Below are 21,222 nucleotides of genomic sequence, written 5' to 3' on the forward strand. Positions count from 1 at the left end.
ACATGACAGGCGCGCGTTGAGCCGCGTCAAAACCTGCGACGGCATAACGCACGGCGTTTATGCGCGGCGAATGATCAGGCCCGACTGGCGGCAGCGGGGGACCAAAGCCAGAAATGTCGCCCTTAAAGCTGGCAATCGTCAGCCCCTGCCCTATCCTGACGTCCATCGCGCAATAGTTGATTGATTGTCACAAAAAACGTCCACATTGCCGGAAGCGCGATGCCTCTTGAGAGGCGGACAATCCGCCAGTCCATGATCCATGTCATGAAACAGATCATCTAAATCGATTAGCATCAGAGGTGAGGAAAAAGAGAGGAGTTTTCAATGCAGCAACATTTAGTCCAAAAGGACGCCGCTTTTTCGCAGGCCGAGTATTTCGACCCCACCCGTCCGCGCACGCAACTGTCGCAGACGGAAGTGGAATTGATGGATCGGTACTGGCGAGCGGCCAATTATCTTTCCGTTGGTCAGATCTATCTTCTGGAAAACCCGCTCCTGCGTGAGCCGCTTCAGCCGCTGCATATCAAACCGCGACTCCTCGGCCACTGGGGCACAACCCCTGGCCTCAATTTCATCTACACGCATCTCAACCGGGTGATCAAAAGCCGCGATCTCGACGTCATCTATATATGCGGGCCGGGCCATGGCGGACCGGGCATGGTTGCCAATACCTGGATGGAAGGCATCTACAGCGAGGTCTATCCGGAGATTGCGGAGAACGAAGAGGGCATGCGCAAGCTGTTCCGGCAGTTCTCTTTCCCCGGCGGCGTGCCGAGCCATGTGGCACCCGAAACACCCGGCTCCATTCATGAAGGCGGCGAACTGGGTTATGCGCTGGTGCATGCCTTCGGTGCAGCCTTCGACAACCCGGACCTGATCGTTGCCTGCGTCGTGGGTGACGGCGAGGCAGAAACCGGGCCGCTGGCCGCCAGCTGGCAATCGAACAAGTTCCTGAACCCGGCCCGTGACGGCGCGGTTCTGCCGATCCTGCATCTCAACGGCTACAAGATCGCCAACCCGACGGTGCTTTCGCGCATTCCGCATGACGACCTGAGAAGGCTGTTCGAAGGCCATGGTTATGCGCCGATCTTCGTCGAAGGCAATGAGCCGGAGGCGATGCACCGGCTGATGGCGGATGCGATGGATCTGGCAACCGACATGATCCGCGCGATCCAAGAAGAGGCCCGTTCCGGCGCTGCTTCCGGCCAGGCACCGCGCTGGCCGATGATCATCCTGCGCAGCCCGAAGGGATGGACAGGACCGAAGGAAGTCGATGGCAAGAAGGTCGAGGATTTCTGGCGCGCGCACCAGGTTCCGGTTGCCACATGCCGCGAAAACGACAGCCATCGCAAGGTTCTCGAAGACTGGATGCGGAGCTACAATCCGGAAGACCTGTTCAATGCGGACGGCAGCCTGAAGGCGGAGCTCAAGGCTCTGGCTCCAACCGGCGATCGCCGCATGGGCGCCAACCCGCATACCAATGGCGGCGTGCTGCGCAAGGAACTGAAATGCCCGCCGATCTCCGACTACGCCGTCGATGTGACGGTTCCGGGGCAGAAGATCGTCCAGACGACGGAAGTGCTGGGCAAATACCTGCGCGACGTGATGAAGCTCAACGACACGGAGAAGAATTTCCGGGTCTTCGGGCCGGACGAAACGGATTCCAACCGCCTTGGCCCGGTCTTTGAGGCAACCGACCGGGTGTGGATGGAAAAGATCGAGCCCTATGACGTGCATCTTGCGCCCGATGGGCGGGTGATGGAAGTGCTTTCCGAGCACCTGTGCCAGGGCTGGCTGGAAGGCTATCTGCTCACCGGCCGTCACGGCTTCTTCTCTTGCTACGAAGCCTTCATCCACATCATCGACAGTATGTTCAACCAGCATGCCAAGTGGCTAAAGGTGACGCGTCATCTCGAGTGGAGAAAGCCGATCAGCTCGCTCAACTACCTGCTCACCTCGCATGTGTGGCGGCAGGACCATAACGGCTTCTCGCATCAGGATCCGGGCTTCCTCGATCACGTTGCCAACAAGAAGGCCGACGTGGTGCGCATCTACCTGCCGCCGGATGCCAATACGCTCCTTTGGGTGGCCGACCATTGCCTCAATACCTGGGACCGGATCAACGTCATCGTGGCCGGCAAGCAGCCGGAGCCGCAATGGCTTTCGATCGAGGATGCGACAAGGCATTGCGAGGCCGGCATCGGGGTCTGGGACTGGGCCAGCAACGAGGATGACGCGATTGCGCCGGATGTGGTGATGGCCTGCGCCGGCGACGTGCCGACAATGGAAACACTCGCCGCCGTGATGATCCTGCGCGAGGCAATACCGGAACTGAAGATCCGCGTCGTCAACGTCGTCGACCTGATGACGCTGCAGGCGAAGGAAGAGCATTCGCACGGCCTGACGGACGAGGAGTTCGACAAACTGTTCACCACCGAACGGCCTGTCATCTTCGCCTATCATGGTTATCCGTATCTCATCCACCGACTGACCTATAAGCGCAACAACCACCGCAACATGCATGTGCGCGGCTTTGTCGAGGAAGGCACGACCACGACGCCTTTCGACATGACGGTGCTGAACCAGCTCGACCGCTATCACCTGGCGCTCGAAGCCATCGAACGGGTGCCGGAGCTGAAGGAAAAGGTTCCGCATGTGATCGAGATGCTGAACGGCAAGCTCGCCCTGCACACCGCCCATGTGCGTGAATACGGCGAAGACATGCCGGAAATTCGCGACTGGAAGTGGACCGGTCTTACCGCCTGATCATAGGCGAACCGGTGGGATGATATCCCGCCGATATGACAATACCAGAGTGGGCCGCCGACTAAGCGGCCCATTTTTTGTGCCTTCCGTATGGGCCAATCGACGGCAGGATTGGACAAGAAAATGTTAAATCAATTTTTATGATACTTTGTCAGATTTGAGGCAACAAGCCGCAGCGTTGCACAGCCCGCTGTAAGCCCTTTGTTAGCAAAACTGTCACAAATCTCAACGGGCACGCGCACAACACAAGAATGCACGGCACATCCAAGGACCCGGTTATGTTTGCAAAAATTCAGATTAAAACACTTTTACCATTGCTATTCGGCATCGTCGTCACGCTCGGAATTGTCCAGGGCGCCTTTTCCATTCTCGCGGTCAATTCTCTCCAGGCCCAGGTCGACACCGTGGGAGAGCGCGTTTCGCGGGCAGCCCAGATGGGCGAAATGGAACGTCTTTTCGGCGATGTCCGCCGCAATGTCGCACTGCTGCTCAGCACTTCGACACAGGAGGAACGCGCCAGCGCGCTTGCCGTGCTGAAGGCGGCCTATGCTGCACGCAACAAAGCATTCGAGGCCTATGGCGCCAGTCTGACAACAGACACCATGCGCGCCAAATATCAGGCCACGGAAGCCGCAATCGACACTTATGAAGCGGCAGGCGGGCGTCTCGTTACCCTGATGGGTGAAGGCGACATGGCTGCGGCCAAGGCACATGTGCAACAGATGACGGTCATGGGTGGGGAAGCCGTCAAGCTGTTTGCCGAAATGGTCAGCCTGAACAAGGCAACTGGCGAAGCGGCCGTCAGCGAGGCAAAGGAAACGGCAAGCTCGTCGCTGGTGACAACGGTTATCCTGGTGGTCATCGTCGGTGTAGTCGGCGGGATTGCCGCCCTGCTCGGCTTCCGCTGGATCGCACGGCCGATCACCAACATCACACTGGCGATGAACGAACTCGCCGACGGCAATACCGAGCACCAGATTCCGCATCGGGACCGCAAGGACGAAATCGGCGACATGGCCGCCGCGGTTTCGATATTCCGCGATAACGCTATCGAGCGCGAGCGGCTGGAACGCGAGGCGGAAGCCAATAGCCTGCTTACAGAAGAGGAGCGTCGGTCCCGCGAGGAACAAAGGGCCAAGCAGGCAGCCGAGGTCAAGTTTGCGGTGGATGATATTGCCCGTGGCCTGAACCATCTTGCCGAAGGTGACGTGACCTACCGTCTGGCTACTCCGTTTGCCGGTGAACTGGACAAGGTTCGGCTGAACTTCAACGAGTCCATCACCAGACTTCAGGCAGCACTGCGGTCGGTTGGTGACAATGCCAAGATGATCGATGCCGGCGCGAGCGAAATTCGTGCGGCAACGGAGGACCTGTCTAAGCGCACGGAGCAGCAGGCAGCATCGGTGGAAGAGACGGCTGCAGCACTGGAACAGGTGACTACCGCCGTCAAGGATTCCGCCACGCAAGCAAGCACGGCCGGCGACCTGGTGAAAAAGGCCCATGATGGTGCCGAACGCTCCGGAGAGATCGTTCGCAAGGCCGTCCTGGCGATGCAGGAGATCGAGAAATCGTCATCCGAGATCGGCAACATTATCGGGGTAATCGACGATATCGCGTTCCAGACCAACCTGCTTGCGCTCAATGCCGGCGTCGAGGCTGCTCGTGCAGGCGACGCGGGCAAAGGGTTCGCCGTCGTTGCGCAGGAGGTGCGCGAACTCGCTCAACGTTCGGCAAACGCCGCCAAGGAGATCAAGAACCTGATCACCAAGTCGAGCGCGCAGGTGCGCGACGGGGTGGCGCTGGTGGGTGAAACCGGCACGGCGCTGCATACAATCGTATCGGAAGTGCAGGAAATCAACCGGAGCGTCTCGGCCATCGTATCGTCCACACGTGAGCAGTCGACCGGCCTTTCGGAGATCAACTCCGCCGTCAACCAGATGGATCAGGGCACGCAGAAAAATGCATCGATGGTGGAAGAGACAACCGCCGCGACCTACAGCCTTGCTTCGCAGGCTGCCGAGCTGACCGCCCTGCTTGCCCAATTCAGGCTTGATACGGAAGCATCAGTTCGTGCCATCAACAATGCAGACCTGCGGGACAGGAGGGAGCCATCGCCGGCACGTGCACTGGGCCAGCGGCTAACATCGGCCTTCGGCTAAGAGCGACCGTCGTCTTCGAACATATCCGCCGGATCGAAAGCGACCCGGCGGATTTTTATTGCATCAGGCCTTCGAATTGGCGAGCGCCACCGCATCGGCGCCAGCCGGCAGCCGCATCGGGCATGACGGATCGGTCGCCGCCTGCCAGACGGCTTGTGCGACATCCATTGGCAGCGTGACCTCGGTTCGCTGCATCATCTCGCCAAGGACTTCCTTTGCATATCCCGCATAGGCTTCAGGGAAACCGCCCTGCCCGTCCATACGGGACATCGCGGTCCTGCCGAAACTGGTGGCTGGTGCGGCACCCGGCAGCACGATCTTCACATCGATGCCGAACGGTTCGAGTTCGAACGCAAGCGATTCCGTGAATGCATTCACCGCGGCCTTGCTGGCCGTATAGACCGACAGAAGCGGCAGCGGCTTCATGGTGACGGTCGATGTGACGTTTACGATCAGCCCCGCCCTTCTCTCGCGGAACTGCGGAAGCACGGCCTGCACCATCCGCATGGTGCCGATCGTGTTGGTCTCGAAGATGTCTCGAATGACATCAACCGGTGTGCCTTCAAGCGCGTTCAGCCAGCCGATACCGGCATTGTTGACAAGGACGTCGATCGGGCCTGCCGCTTCTATAGCCCTGGCGACGCTTTCATCGCTCCTGACGTCCAGGGGGAGAATGAGGAGGTTTTCGGATATCGGCAGCAAATCCTCACGCGGGGTGCGCATGGTCGCGATCACCTTCCAGCCTCTGTCGAGAAACAGTTTTGCGATATCGAGGCCGAAACCGGACGAGCAGCCGGTGATGAGAACGGTCTTCATGATTGTTCCTTTCATGTCTGTTCCTGTCTTCCGGGCATGAAAGTAGATATCAGGCGCAGGACGCACTATAATCGATCGTCCGCGTTTCATTTTTGGTAGTCCTGAATTGACTGATCCGTTCGCAGATGTGGTGGCTCTGCTTCAACCAAGCCTGCCGTTTTCGAAGATGGCGAGCGGCTCCGGCCCATGGCGCGTCGATGCTCCGGCAACGGCCCGGCCGCTCTTCTGCGTCCTGCTCGAAGGCGCAGCACGGCTGTCGGCTCCCGGGGAGGAACCGATGGAACTGCAGGCCGGCGATTTCATCCTGATCCCCGCCGCCTGCGACTTTACCATGTCGAGTATCGAGCCGGTCGATCCGAAAAACGCCGCGCATTTCGTCGTTACCAAGCGCGATGAGGAAACTCGGCACGGCGACCCCGACGGGCCTGCGAATATGCGCATGCTTGTCGGCGGACTTGCGTTCGGATCCCCGGATGCCAGTCTTCTTGTATCGCTGTTGCCGCGACTGGTGCATGTGCGTGGGGAAAGGCAGTTCGCCACGATCGTTCAACTGATCCGTAACGAAGCGAAGGAAGAAAAGCCGGCGCGCGACATGGTGCTGACGCGACTGCTTGAAGTGCTGCTGATCGAGGCGCTTCGTTCCGCATCCGGCGGCAGTGCCTCTCCCGGCCTGCTTCGCGGACTTTCCGACGAAAGACTGGCGGCCGCGCTTCGCAAGATACACGCGGACCCGAAGCATGACTGGACGGTGGAGAAACTTGCCGGCGAAGCGGCTCTATCGCGGTCGGTCTTTTTCGAGCGGTTTCGCAAGGCGATGGGCGTCGCGCCGATCGAATATCTGCTCTCCTGGCGGATGGCGATCGCAAAAAAACTGCTCAGATGTGGCGATGAAGGCATCAAGGAGATCGCCGATCGTGTCGGCTATGGTTCCGCCAGCGCCTTCAGCATCGCGTTCACGCGATTTGTCGGCATGCCGCCAACGCATTACGCGCGTGCGCAGAAGGACGGCCATTTATTGGAGTCCTGAGGATAGAGACCCGACAGACGCGCCTCTGTTTCCAACATCACAATCGAAAGGTGGGGAAATGCGGTCGCCATGTTTCCGCCTTATTGTCTGCTGCTCTTATTTGCGCTTTTTGGCTATAGTCATTTCCAATCATGCGTTCTTGTCATCATGCCCAGAGAAGCTCCGTTTACTGCCGTTTCCCGAAAAATGCTTGATGCCTGGATTGAGACGGATCCCGCATGCCCGGTGGAACCGGAAAAAATTTATGGAAGTATTCTCAGCATGCTGTCGATAAAGATGCGGCTTACAGTCTTCCGGATCGAAGGCGATGATCCTCAGAACTGGAAGATGACGCCAATTCGGCATTCCGGTTTCACCACCAGTCTTTTCGACGTCAACAAGGTGTTCGAGGACCAACGGATCGGTAATTTTCGAGATCAGGCCTATATGGCCGAAGCGGTCATTCCGCGGCTCAAACAGGTGATTGAAAACCAGCAGCCTTCCATCGAACTGGTCAAAACCAAGCTCTTCGGCATCAATCTCGGATACGATCGGATACTCATCCCGCAAAAAAGCGCAGGACGGGCACAGTGGGTGATTTCGTCTTCCTATGCGCGCTTTCTGCTCGACACACCGAAGAATTACGGCAAGTTTGACGTCGGCGATGAAGCGGTGGTCCAGCTTCTGCTTGAAGGATGCACGGCGAAAGAGATCGCGGCTCAGCTGGGGCTCTCGCATCGGACGATCGAGCATCGGCTGGAGAAGCTGAAAGAGCGCTTCGGTGCCCGCAATACCGTCCATCTGGTCGTGATGCTGCTCGGCAACCATGTCGGCCACGATACCGGCACAACAGTTAATTGAAGAGTTGAAGCACCGTATCGAATTGCGAATTGGCGATGTTCAATGACTGGATTGCAAGCTGCTGTTGCGTCTGCAAAGCACCAAGCCGGCTCGATGCCTCCTCCATGTCGGCATCCACAAGACGGCCAACGCCCCGATCGTAATTGTCCTGCCACTTGGCATTGAGTTCGTCATAGGTGTCGAGCGCGTTCTGTACCGAACCGAGATAGGCCATGCCGTCTCTCATGCCGTCCAGCTTCGCCTCGATCGCGTTGATGGCGTTATCATAGGTCGCGCCCCTGTCGGCGCCCCATTTGACGATTTCCTTCTCCAGCTTCAACAACGGGTTGGGATTGACGTTCGCGCTCTCGCTCAAATATTGAACGCCTGAACCAAAAACCGAATTGAAAAACGTCATGCCGTGCGTGTGAAAGGTTCCCTCCAAGCTGAATTGCATCGAACTGTCCAACAGGCCTGTATCTTCATAATAACTGCCCATGAGATGATCCTGGTGTTCGTCGCTAAACAGCGTGGTCTTGAGCGGATCGGTGACCAGAGTACGAATGTCGCCCTTCTGATAGCCGATCACGAGGCTTTTCCCGGATTGCTCTATTCCGACGGAGAGATCGCTGTTGTAGAGCAGGTTCACGCCGGAGAAACTCGAAGCCTTTATCGCGGCCGTCGCTCCCGCAAGCAGCTCATTGATGCTGTGATCAAGCTTTCCCAGATCCGTTTTGGAAAAGTACTTGTCACCGATGACCCCATTTGGCCATAGATCTTCGAAATCGTCTTCTGCCGAAGCCGGCATGCTCTTTGCGGTTATAAATATGTCGCGGATACTCTCCATATAGCCCATAGCCGTGTCGAGACCATTGTAGGCAGTATCGACGATCGCATGCGACAGGCTGATGCTGTCGCCCACGGATGCCAGTGCCTTGTTCTCGGAACGCATCGTCGTGCCGATCGACCAATAGGCAGCGCCATCCGAAGCCGTTGCCACGCGGTAACCCGACGACACGACATCCTGTTGCCGGTCAAGGTCGCTATTGGTCGAACGCATGATGGCAAGCGCAGACATCGCTGCGGAATTTGTATGAATGCTCGTCATTGGCCCTGGCGGAAAATGATCCTGAACGTGGAAAGTGATGAGATCCGGCTTTGCCGAATGCGATCACCATGGTTCATGAGCCGTTAACAGGACAGCCAAAAGCGAGAGGTAAAAATACCGCGCCCTGCGAAAAACAGAATTATTTCAGCAACTTTACCCGCAGATACACGTAGCCTCGAAACACGAAGCCAACGGGCCGCAGACGCATTCAACGAAAATCGAATAAAAGGGGAATTTTCCCCTCTCCCCGTAAGTCCTAGTGACATATAGACTTACCGAGAGAGGGGAATGGTACGGTTGAGTGGGGTCGAACCACCGACCTCAGGTGCCACAAACCTGCGCTCTAACCAACTGAGCTACAACCGCATAAACCGCCGAAGCGATGTTGACCGGTCACATACGGCCATCGAATGAAGATTGCAAGTCCTTTCAATCCGACAAATTCGATCATTGTGATCAAGCCTGCCACGAGAATGTGGACAAGAGCGGGCGATCAGGACGGTTTGAATGTGTCCATGGCTTTTTCGGCAGCCTGCCGGCCGGGTCTTGCGACTTCGCCCGCAACCTTTTGCGCGGCGTCCTGCATCACCTTCACCTGCTCGACGGTAAATTCCGCCTGCTTACGGACGAAAGCCGTCTGCAATTCCATCATTTCAGAAAAGGACTTGGCCCCGATCAGCTGCTCCATATGGGAGAGCGACATTTCGGTATTGGTGCGAAGTGCGTCGATTGCCTTCAGGCCGAATTCCATAGAGCCGGCCTGGGCAGAATGGATTGTGGATTCAACCGTGCGGGAGGCTTCCGCCGCCGCCGTTTTCATCTTACCGTAGGCGTCATGGGAATGGGTCGTGCTTTGCTCAGCAAACTCGCGCCAGCTTTGCGTCAGCTTTGCCGGATCGAATGCAGAGAACGAGAAGATATCGTCAGAATAAGCCACAATCTTTTCCTCCAAAAAGATCCGGTCCGGCGAAAAAACAGGCATCGCCGAACCTGTTATGCCGTAAATATAGCCGATGCTATTGTGCATTGCAATATTTGCAGTGCAGCACAACCGACCGACGTTAACCCTGTTTACGCGTTCCTGTTCTCCCATGTGGACCCTGCGCAGGGGGAGGGATATTAACAAGAGGTTAATTCCATGGCCTTATAGGCCGACACGTAATTTCACAGGCTTGCCCATGTCGGACGTGCAATACCCATTCATAGACGTCGCCGTACACGAGCGTGTGCGCGAAGCCTTTGCCGCGGGTATGGCGGTCGTGCTTTTCTCGCCCGACCTGCGATCGGTCTCATGGGCAAATGGCCGCGGCGCCGCCCTTTTCGGCTTCGGGTCCATCTACGATTTTCTCGACCAGGGTCTCGACCGCGGCGAACTGATGTTCCGTCAGGTGGAGCCTGTCGCGCGCTCACTGCAGTCGGTGGGCGACCGGCGCACGTTTACCGTTCGCATCGCTTCCGGGTTTCTGCGCGTGGCCGTGCAGGCGCGCTGCGAAATGATCCGGGTGCAGGACAAGCCATGCATCCTTCTTTCCGTGCCCGTGGACAGCCAAAGCCTGCCGCTGAAGGAATGCGCTGCCCGCCTGATCGAAGGCTTTGACGATCCCGAAACGCATATGGCCGTGCTCGATGCCGATGGTAACATTCTGGCCGCATCCGGCCAGTTTGCAGCGCTAAGCCTTTCCATCCAGACGACGCGGATGCTGGTGTCGATGGTCGGCAATGACCGTCACCATCTGATCAAGCGCCCGATCGCGACCGCCAGCGGATATCTGCCTGCTGCGATCGGCCAGGTGTCGGAAGAGCCTGCTCTCAATCTTTTATTCGTCGTGGGAGCCGCAAAAAAGCAGGCTGCGGCGGTGAATGCCGCCCATGCCGCGGAAGAAATCGCCGTCGAGAACTTCGCCTTGCCTGATTACGAAGATGCGCTGAGCGCCGTCGCCGCGATCGAGGACAATCCCGAAGCGGAGGAAGAAATCTCGCTCGACGACACGACGGGCGCGGCCGATGAGAGCGATGCGGCTTCTGTGGAGACGGGCGGACACCAGGCCGAAGCAGATGCCTTCGCCGAGACGTCTTCAGAAAAGGTTACGGAGGAAGAGGCTGCGGATGCGCCTTCGCCGGTTTCCCGCATTGAAGACATCGAGAGCGCAGATGTGAAAACTGAAGATCTGGCCCCCACTGATGAAGCGGACGAGGTTTTCGCAGAGAGCGGCGAGCCGGATGCGAAGACGTTCGACGGCACCACAGCTGCTGAGCGGGATGTCGAAAACGTTGCGCAGGACATTTCCGCCGAAGAGATCGTGAGCGGAGAAAATCGCATTCCGGCAGACCTGTTGGGCGACGCGGACGCGCTTGTCGACATTGAAACCGATGATGACGAGGTCGCGACGTCCGGATCGCACGAAGAGCATGATGACGACCCCGACGAAATATCGGCGGCGTTCGAGGCTGATGACGAAACCGTGCCAGCCACCACTTCTGAGGCAGAGGCGCCGGGGCGGCGGGATGAAGGCATAAACATCGCAGAAGACCACGCCGAACCGTTGCCGCTTGTGCAACAGGCCGAGCCGGCATCACGTCCGCTCGGAGCGGTGCGCTTCGTCTGGAAAATCGATGCGGCCGGCCGGTTCAGCGAAGTCTCGAAGGAATTCGCCCAGGCTGTCGGGCCGCATGCAGCCGATATTTCGGGCATGGCATTTTCCGATCTCGCCGCACTCTTCAATCTCGATCCAGACGGCAAGATCGGCGAATTGCTTGGCCGTCGGGATACATGGTCGGGCAAGACGATCTGGTGGCCGGTAGAGGGAACCTCGCTCGTGGTGCCGGTCGATCTGGCAGCGCTCCCGACTTATACGAGAGCACGCGAGTTTGACGGGTTCCGCGGCTTCGGCATCGTTCGGATGGGCGACGCGGCCGAAGACCCGCACGCCGCTGGCCTTTCATTGGGGAGAGCACAGGCAGACCTGGTAGCCAAGCCGCTCGAAGCGGAACAGACCGAGTTGCAAGCTTCCGAGCGATTGGAAGAAGTTATCGAGCAACCGACTGAAACTCAGGATGCCGATACCATCGCTGCGGCAAACGACGAAAGCGCGGAAACGGCGACGTTCGACGAAATTGGCGACACATCGAATGAAGAGGCAGGTGCCGAAGCTAGCTCTTTCGCCAGTGACGACATCCCGATGCCGGGCGAGACGAATAACGAACCGGATGGGGATACCGCTGGTGCGGACACAGCTGAAGACCCGGCCAAGACCGTTGAACGGCTGGAAGGCGAGCCCCCTGCCCTGACGCTGACCGACACGCCGGGCAGACGGCAATGGGACAAGGTGATCCAGCTTGAGGAGCGGCGGTCGCGACTGAGCCCCGGCGAACAGGCGAACTTTCAGGAAATTGCCCGACGTCTGGATGATTTCGTGAAACCGGCCGAGGACGTGGAGACGGAAAGCGACGAAACCCTCGCTGATCAGGTTATCACCGCAGACACCACCGCATCCCATCTGCCGGAAGATGTTGCTGCTTCCAGCAAGGACGTGACCAGCACGAACGAAGACCTCGTTTCCAAGGCGAATGACGAGGCTGAGCAGTCCCTGCAGACCGACGAAGACGAAACGCAACAGGTTGACGAAGAACTGCCGGAACATACCCAGGCATTTCACGAGGATCAGGCGCTCGAGGTGACCGACGGGTCGGAGACTTCCGATAACATCGTCGTCACGTTGTTCGACAACGAGCCGACGGTTGCAGCCGAGGACCGCCCCGAAAATGAGATCGAGCACGAGGAAGCGGTGGATGCCGCAGCTCTCGCCGCCATGCTGCCCGGCCGCGATCGCACCGGCCTTTCGGAGGATATCATCGACCAGATGCCGGTAGCACTTCTGGTGCATGCCGGTGATCGACTGATCCATGCCAACAGCGAATTCCTGAAACTGACCGGCTATTCTTCACTAGAGGCGCTTGGTGATGTCGGCGGACTTGATGCGTTGTTGCAGCGGCAGGAACTGGAAGACAAGACCACGCATGCCGGCGGCATGGTGGTGGTGCGCGCCGACGACGTGATTGTTCCCGTGACGGCAAGGCTTCAGTCGATCCGCTTCAATGAGACATCGGCATTGATGCTGGCGCTGATGCCGGTCGCCGCCGAGGCGGAGCCGCCAGAAAACACCACGGCGGAAGTGTTGCCGCTGCGCCCGATCCGCACCGCCGACCAATTGGCGAAATTGCAGGTCGAGGTGGAGGAGCTGCGGGCCATTCTGGAGACCGCTACCGACGGCGTCGTCATCATCGGATCCGACAGGGAAGTCCGGTCGATGAACCGGGCGGCAAGCGCGCTGTTCAATTTCGATGGCGAAGAGATCAACGGCAAGCCGTTCGTCACGCTGTTTGCGCATGAAAGCCAGCGGGCAATCCTCGACTATCTCTCCGGGATTTCCGGCCATGGCGTGGCGAGCGTACTGAATGACGGTCGTGAAGTGATCGGCCGAGAGGCATCCGGCGGGTTCCTTCCCCTTTTTATGACGATCGGCCGACTGACGTCCTCCAATGGCTATTGCGCCGTCATCCGCGACATCACCCAGTGGAAACGGACCGAAGACGAACTGCGCACCGCAAAACGGGCCGCGGAAACGGCCAATGCGCACAAGAGCGAGTTCCTTGCGCATGTAAGCCACGAGATCCGCACGCCACTGAACGCCATTATCGGCTTTGCCGACATGATGGCATCGGAACGGCTCGGGCCTGTCGGCCACCCCCGCTATATCGAATACTCGAACGATATCGGCCGCTCCGGCAGGCATGTGCTCGATATCGTCAACGACCTGCTCGACATTTCCAAGATCGAGGCCGGAGAGCTTGATCTCGATTTCGTCGCTGTCGGCCTGGACGAAACGGTGTCGGAAGCAGTCTCGCTTGTGCAGCCGCAGGCAAACGGCCAGCGGGTGATCATACGGACGGCACTGTCGCAAGCCGTGCCGCAGGTGGTGGCCGATCTGCGCTCGATCAAGCAGATCGTGCTCAACATCCTGTCCAACGCCATCCGGTTTACACCATCGGGCGGCCAGATCGTCGTCTCCACCGCCTATGAGGCGAATGGCAGCGTCGTGCTGAGAATTCGCGATACCGGTATCGGCATGAACCGTGCCGAGCTGGAATTGGCGATGAAGCCATTCCGGCAGGTGGCGGGCGCATCCCGCAAACGGGGTGACGGCACGGGCCTTGGGCTGCCACTTACAAAAGCGATGGTGGATGCGAACCGGGCGAATTTCGCTATTACCTCTGCGCCGAACGAGGGAACGCTGGTTGAAATCACCTTCCCTTCGCAGCGGGTCCTGGCAAGCTGACGACACGCCAAAAACGCGACACATAATCACATATTCACGCAATGCGTGTATCCTACCATAAAAAAAAGGGCAGCCTCGGCCGCCCTCAAGTCATTGTGCTGTTGAACAACGATAGAAATAAAAGACGTCCCGCCTCACAATCTCATCGTGTGTCAGCTTTATAGCCCGTAACCCGGAATTTTGCGCCAGAATTGAGGAACGTCACTCAACAATAGCTTAAACCTGTCCCGATCCGGACCATCGCGATGTATTGCTGCATCGCAGCAAGCTCACGTGCCAAGTTCTGCAAGGTTTTCGTACTGTTTCAACGCGTCAGGATTGGCGAGTGCTTCCTTGTTTTTGACGGGCCTGCCGTGAACGACATCACGCACTGCGAGCTCGACGATCTTGCCGGATTTGGTTCGTGGAATATCCGATACCTGGATGACCTTGGCGGGGACATGGCGAGGCGTCGTACCATTGCGAATTCGGGTACGGATTGCCTTGGCAAGATCTTCATCGAGCGACAACCCATTGGCGAGCCGGACGAACAACACGACGCGCACATCATTGTGCCAATCCTGGCCGATACAGATGGCTTCCGACACTTCCTCCATCTGCTCGACCTGATTGTAGATTTCGGCCGTACCGATGCGCACGCCGCCGGGATTGAGCGTAGCATCCGAGCGACCATGGATGACCAGCCCGCCATGCTCTGTCCATTCGGCGAAATCGCCATGGCACCAGACATTGTCGAAACGCTCGAAATAAGCGGCCCTGTATCTCGATTTGTCCGGGTTGTTCCAGAACCCGATCGGCATGGAGGGGAAGGCCCTAGTGCAAACCAGTTCGCCCTTCTCGCCGCGTACCGGCTCGCCGTCGTCGTTCCATATATCGACGGCAAGCCCCAGTCCCGGCCCCTGAATCTCACCCTTCCAGACAGGTTTTAGCGGATTGCCGAGCACGAAACAGGAGACGATGTCGGTGCCGCCGGAGATCGATGCAAGATGGATATCCTGCTTGATGCCTTCATAGACAAAAGAAAATCCTTCAGGAGACAGCGGTGAACCGGTTGAGGTCATCAGGCGCAGCGATGACAGATCATGACTTTCCTTCGGCACGATGCCGGACTTGCGCAGTGAATCGATATATTTCGCCGCCGTGCCGAAGACAGCAAACCTCTCATCCTGAGCAAAATCGAAGAGCACGTTGCCATCGGGAGCAAAGGGCGAGCCGTCATAGAGGCAGAGCGTCGCGCCAACCGCGAGACCGGAAGCCAACCAGTTCCACATCATCCAGCCGCAGGTGGTGAAATAGAAGAGCCTCTCGCCCGGCTCTATGCCGCAATGGAGCCGATGCTCCTTCAGATGCTGCAGCAAGGTGCCGCCGGCAGAATGGACTATACATTTCGGAATGCCGGTCGTGCCGGAGGAAAACAGGATGTAGAGCGGATGAGAGAATGGCAGCCGGACAAATTTGAGCGGCTTTTCCTCATGGGCGGCGATTACATCAGGATAAGTGCGGGCGTCCGTCAAGTCGGCGGCCAGCGTTGCCGCTTTGCCAAGATAGGGCACAACGATGACCGGCACGCCTAGGCGGCCTGTCACCGCCTTCAGCTTGGTCGAAACATCCTGCTGTTTGCCGTTATACCAGTAACCGTCACAGGTGATGAAAAGCCTGGGCTCGATCTGGCCGAAGCGGTCGAGCACGCCCTGCTCACCGAAATCGGGGGAGCATGACGACCAGATGGCGCCGAGCGAGGCAGTGGCCACCATGCAGGCGATGGTTTCGGGCATGTTCGGCATCATCGCCGCAACGCGATCCCCTTTGCCGATACCCATGGCGCGAAAAGCCTGCTGCAGCTTCGAAACCTCCGAGCGCAGCTTGTCCCATGACCAGCTGTAACGGACCTTGTCTTCTCCGCGAAAAATCAGTGCGTCCTCGGATCCCTCACCGGCATGTGCGAGCAGATTTTCCGCAAAGTTGAGCGAAGCTTCGGGGAAAAAACGTGCGGCCAGCATATCTTCCCCGTTTGACAGGACGATTTCGCCACGCTCTCCCCTGACGCCACAGAAATCCCAGATCGCCGACCAGAAATGTTCGCTTTCATTGATCGACCATGAATGAAAGGCGTCATAATCGGCAAATTTGGTGGCGTGGCGCGCCTCGCACCAGCGGATGAAGCGATAAAGGGGCGTTTCATGCCGTTTTTCTTCAGGCATGATCCAGAGCGGCTTTTCCTGTTCGAGCATAGTCCTCCCTTTCCGGCATTTGCCGGCCTCCTCTTGCCGCGGGCACCTCCATGCCGGTGCGACAGGAATGTATAACATGTCGCATGCGACAATGAAGTCCATGACAGTGTCGTTTGGATGCCCGAATTGCGCCCTGCAGCCATTTCCTATATGCGCCTTGCATGTTCACGAAAGCCGCCCAGACATTCCGCAGGCATGCCCGCCGACCAGTTGGTCGAACGGTGCTGATCACGCTTGCGCTGATCCTTGCAGTGGCCGCGGTTTTCAGGATCGTTACGCCGTTCCTGATCTCCACCAGTCTGGTGCGGGAAAGCATTGAACAGTCGGTAGAACGGTGGACCGGAAATAACGCCACGATCGGCGGCATCTCCACAATTCGGTTCTGGCCGCATCCGGAAGTCACGCTTACCGACATCACCATTCATAACGATGAACACGGCGGACGGCGGATACTGGCGACGATCAAGGAACTGTCCGCCTCGTTCGACCTGATGGAAGCCTTGCTTGGCCACCCGGTCTTTGAGGATTTCCGCCTTAACGAACCACACCTTTTCATGAGCCGTGACAAGGACGAGCGGCTTCATTGGGCCAATGGCGGACAGCTGGTCGATGCCATGGCGAAGGTTTCGGCTAATGGGGACCGGCAGAGGCTCGATCAGGCGCTGGATGCACCGATCGGCGAGGTACAGGTTCGCAACGGCATTCTCGATATCATCCGCGAAACAGATGGACGGGTCGTCCGCTTCGATGCCATCAACGGCATGATGGATTGGCCTCGCCTTTCCGACACCGCCACCATTCGCGGGGACGCCGTTGTCCGCGGCAAGAAGATCGGCCTCGATATTCGCAGCACACAGCCGCTGCTGCTTCTCGATGGTAGAAGCGGAGATTTCGAGGGAACGGCCAGTGCCGACATCGGGTTTGCAAAGTTCGACGGCGTCGTAAGCCTGACGCCGCGCGGTTATTTTTCCGGCAATGCCGAGCTTCGGGCATCGGACATGCCTGCTGCGCTGCGCTGGTTCGAGATCGATCCACGCCTGGTGGATGGACTGCAATCGGCATCGGTTTCAGCCAGGTTGATTGCAGACCGCCAGGAAATGCGGTTCGAGGAGCTTTCGCTAGGGCTGAACGAGGAGAATGCGACCGGTCTGCTGGAGCTCGACATCCCCGCCTCCACGCCGCCGAAGCTTTCGGGCACGCTTGCCTTTGACCATATGGACCTGCGCCGCCTGCTTATCGCTCTGGAGCCGACGATCAGCAAGGATGTGCAGGCGCTGCCGTCGCTGGTGACGAATATGGACCTCGATATGAGGCTTTCTTCACAAGTCGCCTCGCTGGGCGGTCTCCAGCTTTATGATGTGGCGCTTGGGCTGATGAATGTGACCCAGCAGTTCCGCCTCGATATTCTCGATAGCGATCTAAAACCGGGTCGCCTTACAGGGCGGATCACCACCGTTAACGCGAATTCCAGCGCCCGGAGCGAGGAACAAACCGTCGCCTTCCGCGCGGCTGTCCGGGGTGTCAATTTCGCGACGATCGCACAACAGCTGCAGCTCAGAGGCCCGCTGCCTGCGGCACAGGGATCGCTCGACATTTCGCTGGATGTGCCACGCCCGATCACGCTTGACGCCTGGAACGCAGCGACCGGGACGGTCAGCTTCCAGACAGGCTCCGGCAATCTGACCGGCATAGACCTGTCGGCTATTCGCCAGCTGGCAATCCAGAAGCCCTATTTCTCGCTTAGCGACGCTGCAACGGGCTCGATCGAATTCGACAGCATGAAGGCGACGGCTACTATCCGCAACGGAATTGCCGACCTTCAGGACACCGAGATTGCCGGGCGTAACGAGACGATTGCGCTGGCCGGTGCCGTGCCGCTCGCAAACAGCAGCCTCGCGCTCTCGGCCACGATCACACCGAAGGATGCAAGCCCGCCGTTGAACTTCTTCATCGGCGGCGCATGGCCGACACCTATCCTCTGGCCGATGAACGTGCCGGCCGCCAAACCCGGCGAATAAACCAGGCCCCACCTATCAGCTTTCCGCACCGCGGATCGCAAGATGCTCGTCGCGGACGCGCCTTATCTCTGCGCGCTTGGTGGTGAGCGACGCGGCGATAACCCCGATCGTCACGAGGCCGATCAGAATGGTGCAGATGGCGTTGATTTCTGGCGTCACCCCCAGGCGGACCTGCGAATAGATTTTGATCGGCAGGGTCGTTGCACCCGGACCGGTGTTGAAGCTTGCGATCACCAGATCATCGAGCGACAGGGTGAAGGCCAGCATCCAGCCTGCGATGACAGCCGGGAATATCAGCGGCAGGGTGATCTTGAAGAAAGTCTTGACCGGCGGGCAGCCGAGATCAAGGGCGGCCTCCTCAAGGCTACGGTCGAAGGTCAGGAGCCGCGACTGCACGACGATTGCCACATAGCACATGGTAAAGGTCGTATGCGCGATCGTGACCGTCCAGAAGCCGCGATCGACACCCATGGCAACGAAAAGCAGGAGCAGCGACAGGCCGGTGATGACTTCCGGCATGACCAGCGGCGCATAGATCATGCCCGAGAAAGCCATGCGGCCCGGAAAGCGGGCAAACCGGGTGAGCGCAAGGGCTGCCAGCGTGCCGAGGATGGTGCCCAATGTGGCGCTGAGCACGCCGACGCGGGCGGTCACCCAGGCCGCGTCCATCAGGCCCTGGTTCGACCACATGGCCGAATACCAGTTCAGCGAAAAGCCGCCCCAGACCGTGACCAGCCTCGAAGCATTGAACGAATAGACGATCAGGATGATGATCGGGATGTAGAGAAACGCAAACCCGAGGGTGAGCACGGTGGCGTCGAAACGGGGAGATTTCATCACACCACCTTTTTCTGCTGGTTCTGGAAGATCATGATCGGCACGACCAGCATGATCAGCAGGATGACGGCAACAGCGGAGGCGAGCGGCCAGTCGCGATTGCCGAAGAATTCCGTCCAGAGCGTCTTGCCGATCATCAGCGTGTCGGCGCCGCCAAGCAGATCCGGGATGACGAATTCGCCGGTGATCGGGATGAAGCAGATCATCGCTCCGGCAATGACGCCCGGCATGGAGAGCGGGAAGGTGATCTTCCAGAAGGCTTTCCAGGGCGGGCAACCGAGATCGCTTGCCGCTTCCAGAAGCGAATTGTCCATCTTTTCCAGCGCCGAATAAAGCGGCAGGACCATGAAGGGCAGATAAGAATAAACGATGCCGATAAAGACGGCATAATCGGTGCGGAAGATCTGTACCTGCTGGTCAGGCCCCATCAGTCCGATCGTCTGGAGGAGAAGCGTCAGCAGGCCATCCGGCTTGAGGATGCCGATCCAGGCGTAGACACGGATGAGGAACGAGGTCCAGAAGGGCAGGATGACCAGCATGACCAGTGTCGGGCGGATCGAGCTCGGGGCGCGGGCCATGGCGAGCGCCATCGGGTAACCGATCAGCAGAAGCAGCAACGTCGAGATCGCCGCGATCCGGAGCGACGACAGGTAGGACCAGATGTAGAGCGGATCTTCGGTCAGGAAGACGTAATTCTCGAAATCCAGCTGCGAGAAGAAGTCGCCGATCGCACCGAAGCCTTCGAAGACCGGCGTATAGGGCGGGATCGAGATGGCCGTGTCGGAGAAGGATATCTTCAGAATGATCAGGAACGGCGCGACGAAAAACAGGATGAGCCAGACATAGGGCACGACGACGACCAGCCAGCGGGTCCAAGAGGGACCGCCAGTGCTGGTGACAGGATTGGTTTCCGCGACATTCGCCATGTTCGCTCCCCCTTCCCTATCGTGTCAGGACGAGGCCGGCATCGCGCGACCAGGTGAGCCAGACCATATCGCCGAAGGTGATCGGCCGGTCGACGAGGCGCGAAACATTGGCCTGTGCGGCACGCAGAAAACGACCATCCTCGGAACGGACTATAAAGAGCGAGAAATCGCCGAGATAACCGATATCCCAGACCTCGCCGTAAAACGCATTGGTGGCAGTATCAGCCGGGGCATCCAGCGAGATGCGCACTTTTTCCGGGCGGATGGCGAAGGCGACATGATCGTCCTTCACCGCCTGGCTTTCCTGATCGACGGCGATCGACAGGCCTTCGCTTTCGATCCTGACCGCGCCCGGTGCGCCGAGCGCGCTTGCCGTTTCGGCAACTTTGCCTTCGATGATGTTAATGTCGCCGATGAAATCCGCGACGTAGCGGCTGTTCGGCGCCTCGTAGATTTCAGCCGGCGTCGCCACCTGCATGATGATGCCTTTGTCCATGACCGCGATACGGTCCGACACCGTCATCGCCTCTTCCTGGTCATGGGTGACGATCAGGAAGGTCATGCCGAGCGTGTGCTGCAGGTCCATCAGCTCGAACTGGGTTTCCTCGCGCAGCTTCTTGTCGAGCGCGCCGAGCGGTTCGTCGAGCAGCAGGACCTTGGGCCGCTTGGCGAGCGAGCGAGCGAGTGCGACGCGCTGGCGCTGGCCGCCGGAAAGCTGGTTCGGCTTGCGCTTGGCGAACTGCTCCAGCTTGACGAGCTTGAGCATCTCCTGAACGCGGGCGGTGATCTCGCCCTTCGGCATGTTGTCCTGCTCGAGACCGAAGGCGATGTTCTTCTCCACCGTCATATGCGGGAACAGCGCGTAGGACTGGAACATCATGTTGGTCGGACGGCGATAGGGCGGCACACCACCGATATCCTGCCCCTGCAGAAGAATGCGGCCTTCCGTCGGCTCCTCGAAGCCGGCGAGCATACGCATCAGCGTCGTCTTTCCGCAGCCGGAAGGACCAAGCAGCGAGAAGAATTCCCGCTCGTAGATATCAAGCGTGAGGTTATCGACGGCGACAAAATCGCCGAAACGTTTGGTGATATTCTCGAAGCGGATGAAGGGGACCGCATTCGGATCGGTCCAGGGAGAGAATTTACGTTTTACCGGTCCGAGAGTTTTCGCCATGCCTT

General features: G+C 58.6%; 13 protein-coding genes and 1 tRNA gene. 6 read left to right on the forward strand and 8 right to left on the reverse strand.

The features are described from left to right. Window positions 1-324 precede the first annotated feature (324 nt). Complete coding sequence (locus tag HNQ72_RS12335; RefSeq protein WP_183992525.1) at window positions 325-2,766, forward strand: phosphoketolase family protein; 2,442 nt, start codon at window positions 325-327, stop codon at window positions 2,764-2,766. 278 nt (window positions 2,767-3,044) lie between these two features. Beyond that, window positions 3,045-4,925, forward strand: coding sequence for a methyl-accepting chemotaxis protein (locus HNQ72_RS12340; RefSeq protein ID WP_183992526.1), 1,881 nt, complete (start codon window positions 3,045-3,047; stop codon window positions 4,923-4,925). A gap of 63 nt (window positions 4,926-4,988) precedes the next feature. On the opposite strand, the gene HNQ72_RS12345 is transcribed toward HNQ72_RS12340, so the two are convergent. Then, window positions 4,989-5,741, reverse strand: coding sequence for an SDR family oxidoreductase (locus HNQ72_RS12345; protein WP_183992527.1), 753 nt, complete (start codon window positions 5,739-5,741; stop codon window positions 4,989-4,991). Window positions 5,742-5,847: 106 nt separating this feature from the next. On the opposite strand from HNQ72_RS12345, the gene HNQ72_RS12350 reads away from it, so the two are divergent. Both HNQ72_RS12350 and HNQ72_RS12355 read left to right on the forward strand, forming a co-directional pair. Then, window positions 5,848-6,768: an AraC family transcriptional regulator gene (locus tag HNQ72_RS12350; protein WP_183992528.1), complete on the forward strand. Its 921-nt coding sequence runs from the start codon at window positions 5,848-5,850 to the stop codon at window positions 6,766-6,768. A gap of 261 nt (window positions 6,769-7,029) precedes the next feature. Next, a complete protein-coding gene (locus HNQ72_RS12355; RefSeq protein ID WP_244654384.1) occupies window positions 7,030-7,608 on the forward strand; it encodes a response regulator transcription factor in 579 nt (192 codons plus the stop codon). Here HNQ72_RS12355 and HNQ72_RS12360 read toward each other — a convergent pair. The 3 genes from HNQ72_RS12360 to HNQ72_RS12370 form a co-directional block, all read right to left on the reverse strand. Further along, the gene (locus HNQ72_RS12360; protein ID WP_183992530.1) at window positions 7,601-8,695 is read right to left on the reverse strand and encodes a flagellin N-terminal helical domain-containing protein; all 1,095 of its coding nucleotides are present in this window, start codon (window positions 8,693-8,695) and stop codon (window positions 7,601-7,603) included. The two genes, HNQ72_RS12355 and HNQ72_RS12360, sit on opposite strands and share 8 nt — an antisense overlap. A 289-nt stretch (window positions 8,696-8,984) precedes the next feature. After that, a tRNA-His gene (locus HNQ72_RS12365) sits at window positions 8,985-9,061 on the reverse strand. Between the two features lie 127 nt (window positions 9,062-9,188). Continuing rightward, window positions 9,189-9,677 (reverse strand): phasin family protein, encoded by a 489-nt coding sequence (locus HNQ72_RS12370; RefSeq protein WP_183993115.1) that lies wholly within the window; start codon window positions 9,675-9,677, stop codon window positions 9,189-9,191. Between the two features lie 196 nt (window positions 9,678-9,873). Here HNQ72_RS12370 and HNQ72_RS12375 point away from each other — a divergent pair, with 196 nt between their 5' ends. Continuing rightward, window positions 9,874-14,031, forward strand: coding sequence for an ATP-binding protein (locus HNQ72_RS12375; RefSeq protein WP_183992531.1), 4,158 nt, complete (start codon window positions 9,874-9,876; stop codon window positions 14,029-14,031). A gap of 269 nt (window positions 14,032-14,300) precedes the next feature. Here the strand turns inward: HNQ72_RS12375 and HNQ72_RS12380 are convergent, their stop codons facing one another. Next, window positions 14,301-16,262, reverse strand: coding sequence for an acetoacetate--CoA ligase (locus HNQ72_RS12380; RefSeq protein ID WP_183992532.1), 1,962 nt, complete (start codon window positions 16,260-16,262; stop codon window positions 14,301-14,303). A 161-nt stretch (window positions 16,263-16,423) separates the two neighbouring features. Between HNQ72_RS12380 and HNQ72_RS12385 the strand changes: the two genes are divergently transcribed. Further along, window positions 16,424-18,280 (forward strand): AsmA family protein, encoded by a 1,857-nt coding sequence (locus HNQ72_RS12385; RefSeq protein ID WP_183992533.1) that lies wholly within the window; start codon window positions 16,424-16,426, stop codon window positions 18,278-18,280. 15 nt (window positions 18,281-18,295) lie between these two features. Here HNQ72_RS12385 and HNQ72_RS12390 read toward each other — a convergent pair whose 3' ends face one another. From HNQ72_RS12390 to HNQ72_RS12400, 3 genes are read right to left on the reverse strand one after another with little or no spacing between them, the layout of a single operon-like run. Next, window positions 18,296-19,117, reverse strand: a complete 822-nt coding sequence (locus HNQ72_RS12390) for an ABC transporter permease (RefSeq protein ID WP_183992534.1) — start codon at window positions 19,115-19,117, stop codon at window positions 18,296-18,298. After that, window positions 19,117-20,043, reverse strand: coding sequence for an ABC transporter permease subunit (locus HNQ72_RS12395; RefSeq protein ID WP_183992535.1), 927 nt, complete (start codon window positions 20,041-20,043; stop codon window positions 19,117-19,119). Before HNQ72_RS12395 ends, HNQ72_RS12390 begins: the two co-directional genes overlap by 1 nt. 16 nt (window positions 20,044-20,059) lie before the next feature. Then, window positions 20,060-21,217, reverse strand: a complete 1,158-nt coding sequence (locus tag HNQ72_RS12400; RefSeq protein WP_183992536.1) for an ABC transporter ATP-binding protein — start codon at window positions 21,215-21,217, stop codon at window positions 20,060-20,062. Window positions 21,218-21,222 lie beyond the last annotated feature (5 nt).

It is taken from the genome of Aliirhizobium wenxiniae (genome assembly GCF_014201355.1).
GTDB classification, from domain to species: Bacteria; Pseudomonadota; Alphaproteobacteria; order Rhizobiales; family Rhizobiaceae; genus Neorhizobium; species Neorhizobium wenxiniae.

Coding starts and splice junctions, on each gene's coding strand:
- HNQ72_RS12335 (WP_183992525.1), top strand. CDS start 325: ATGCAGCAACATTTAGTCCAAAAGGACGCCGCTTTTTCGCAGGCCGAG.
- HNQ72_RS12340 (WP_183992526.1), top strand. CDS start 3,045: ATGTTTGCAAAAATTCAGATTAAAACACTTTTACCATTGCTATTCGGC.
- HNQ72_RS12345 (WP_183992527.1), bottom strand. CDS start 5,741: ATGAAGACCGTTCTCATCACCGGCTGCTCGTCCGGTTTCGGCCTCGAT.
- HNQ72_RS12355 (WP_244654384.1), top strand. CDS start 7,030: ATGCTGTCGATAAAGATGCGGCTTACAGTCTTCCGGATCGAAGGCGAT.
- HNQ72_RS12360 (WP_183992530.1), bottom strand. CDS start 8,695: ATGACGAGCATTCATACAAATTCCGCAGCGATGTCTGCGCTTGCCATC.
- HNQ72_RS12370 (WP_183993115.1), bottom strand. CDS start 9,677: ATGCCTGTTTTTTCGCCGGACCGGATCTTTTTGGAGGAAAAGATTGTG.
- HNQ72_RS12375 (WP_183992531.1), top strand. CDS start 9,874: ATGTCGGACGTGCAATACCCATTCATAGACGTCGCCGTACACGAGCGT.
- HNQ72_RS12380 (WP_183992532.1), bottom strand. CDS start 16,262: ATGCTCGAACAGGAAAAGCCGCTCTGGATCATGCCTGAAGAAAAACGG.
- HNQ72_RS12385 (WP_183992533.1), top strand. CDS start 16,424: ATGTTCACGAAAGCCGCCCAGACATTCCGCAGGCATGCCCGCCGACCA.
- HNQ72_RS12390 (WP_183992534.1), bottom strand. CDS start 19,117: ATGAAATCTCCCCGTTTCGACGCCACCGTGCTCACCCTCGGGTTTGCG.
- HNQ72_RS12395 (WP_183992535.1), bottom strand. CDS start 20,043: ATGGCGAATGTCGCGGAAACCAATCCTGTCACCAGCACTGGCGGTCCC.
- HNQ72_RS12400 (WP_183992536.1), bottom strand. CDS start 21,217: ATGGCGAAAACTCTCGGACCGGTAAAACGTAAATTCTCTCCCTGGACC.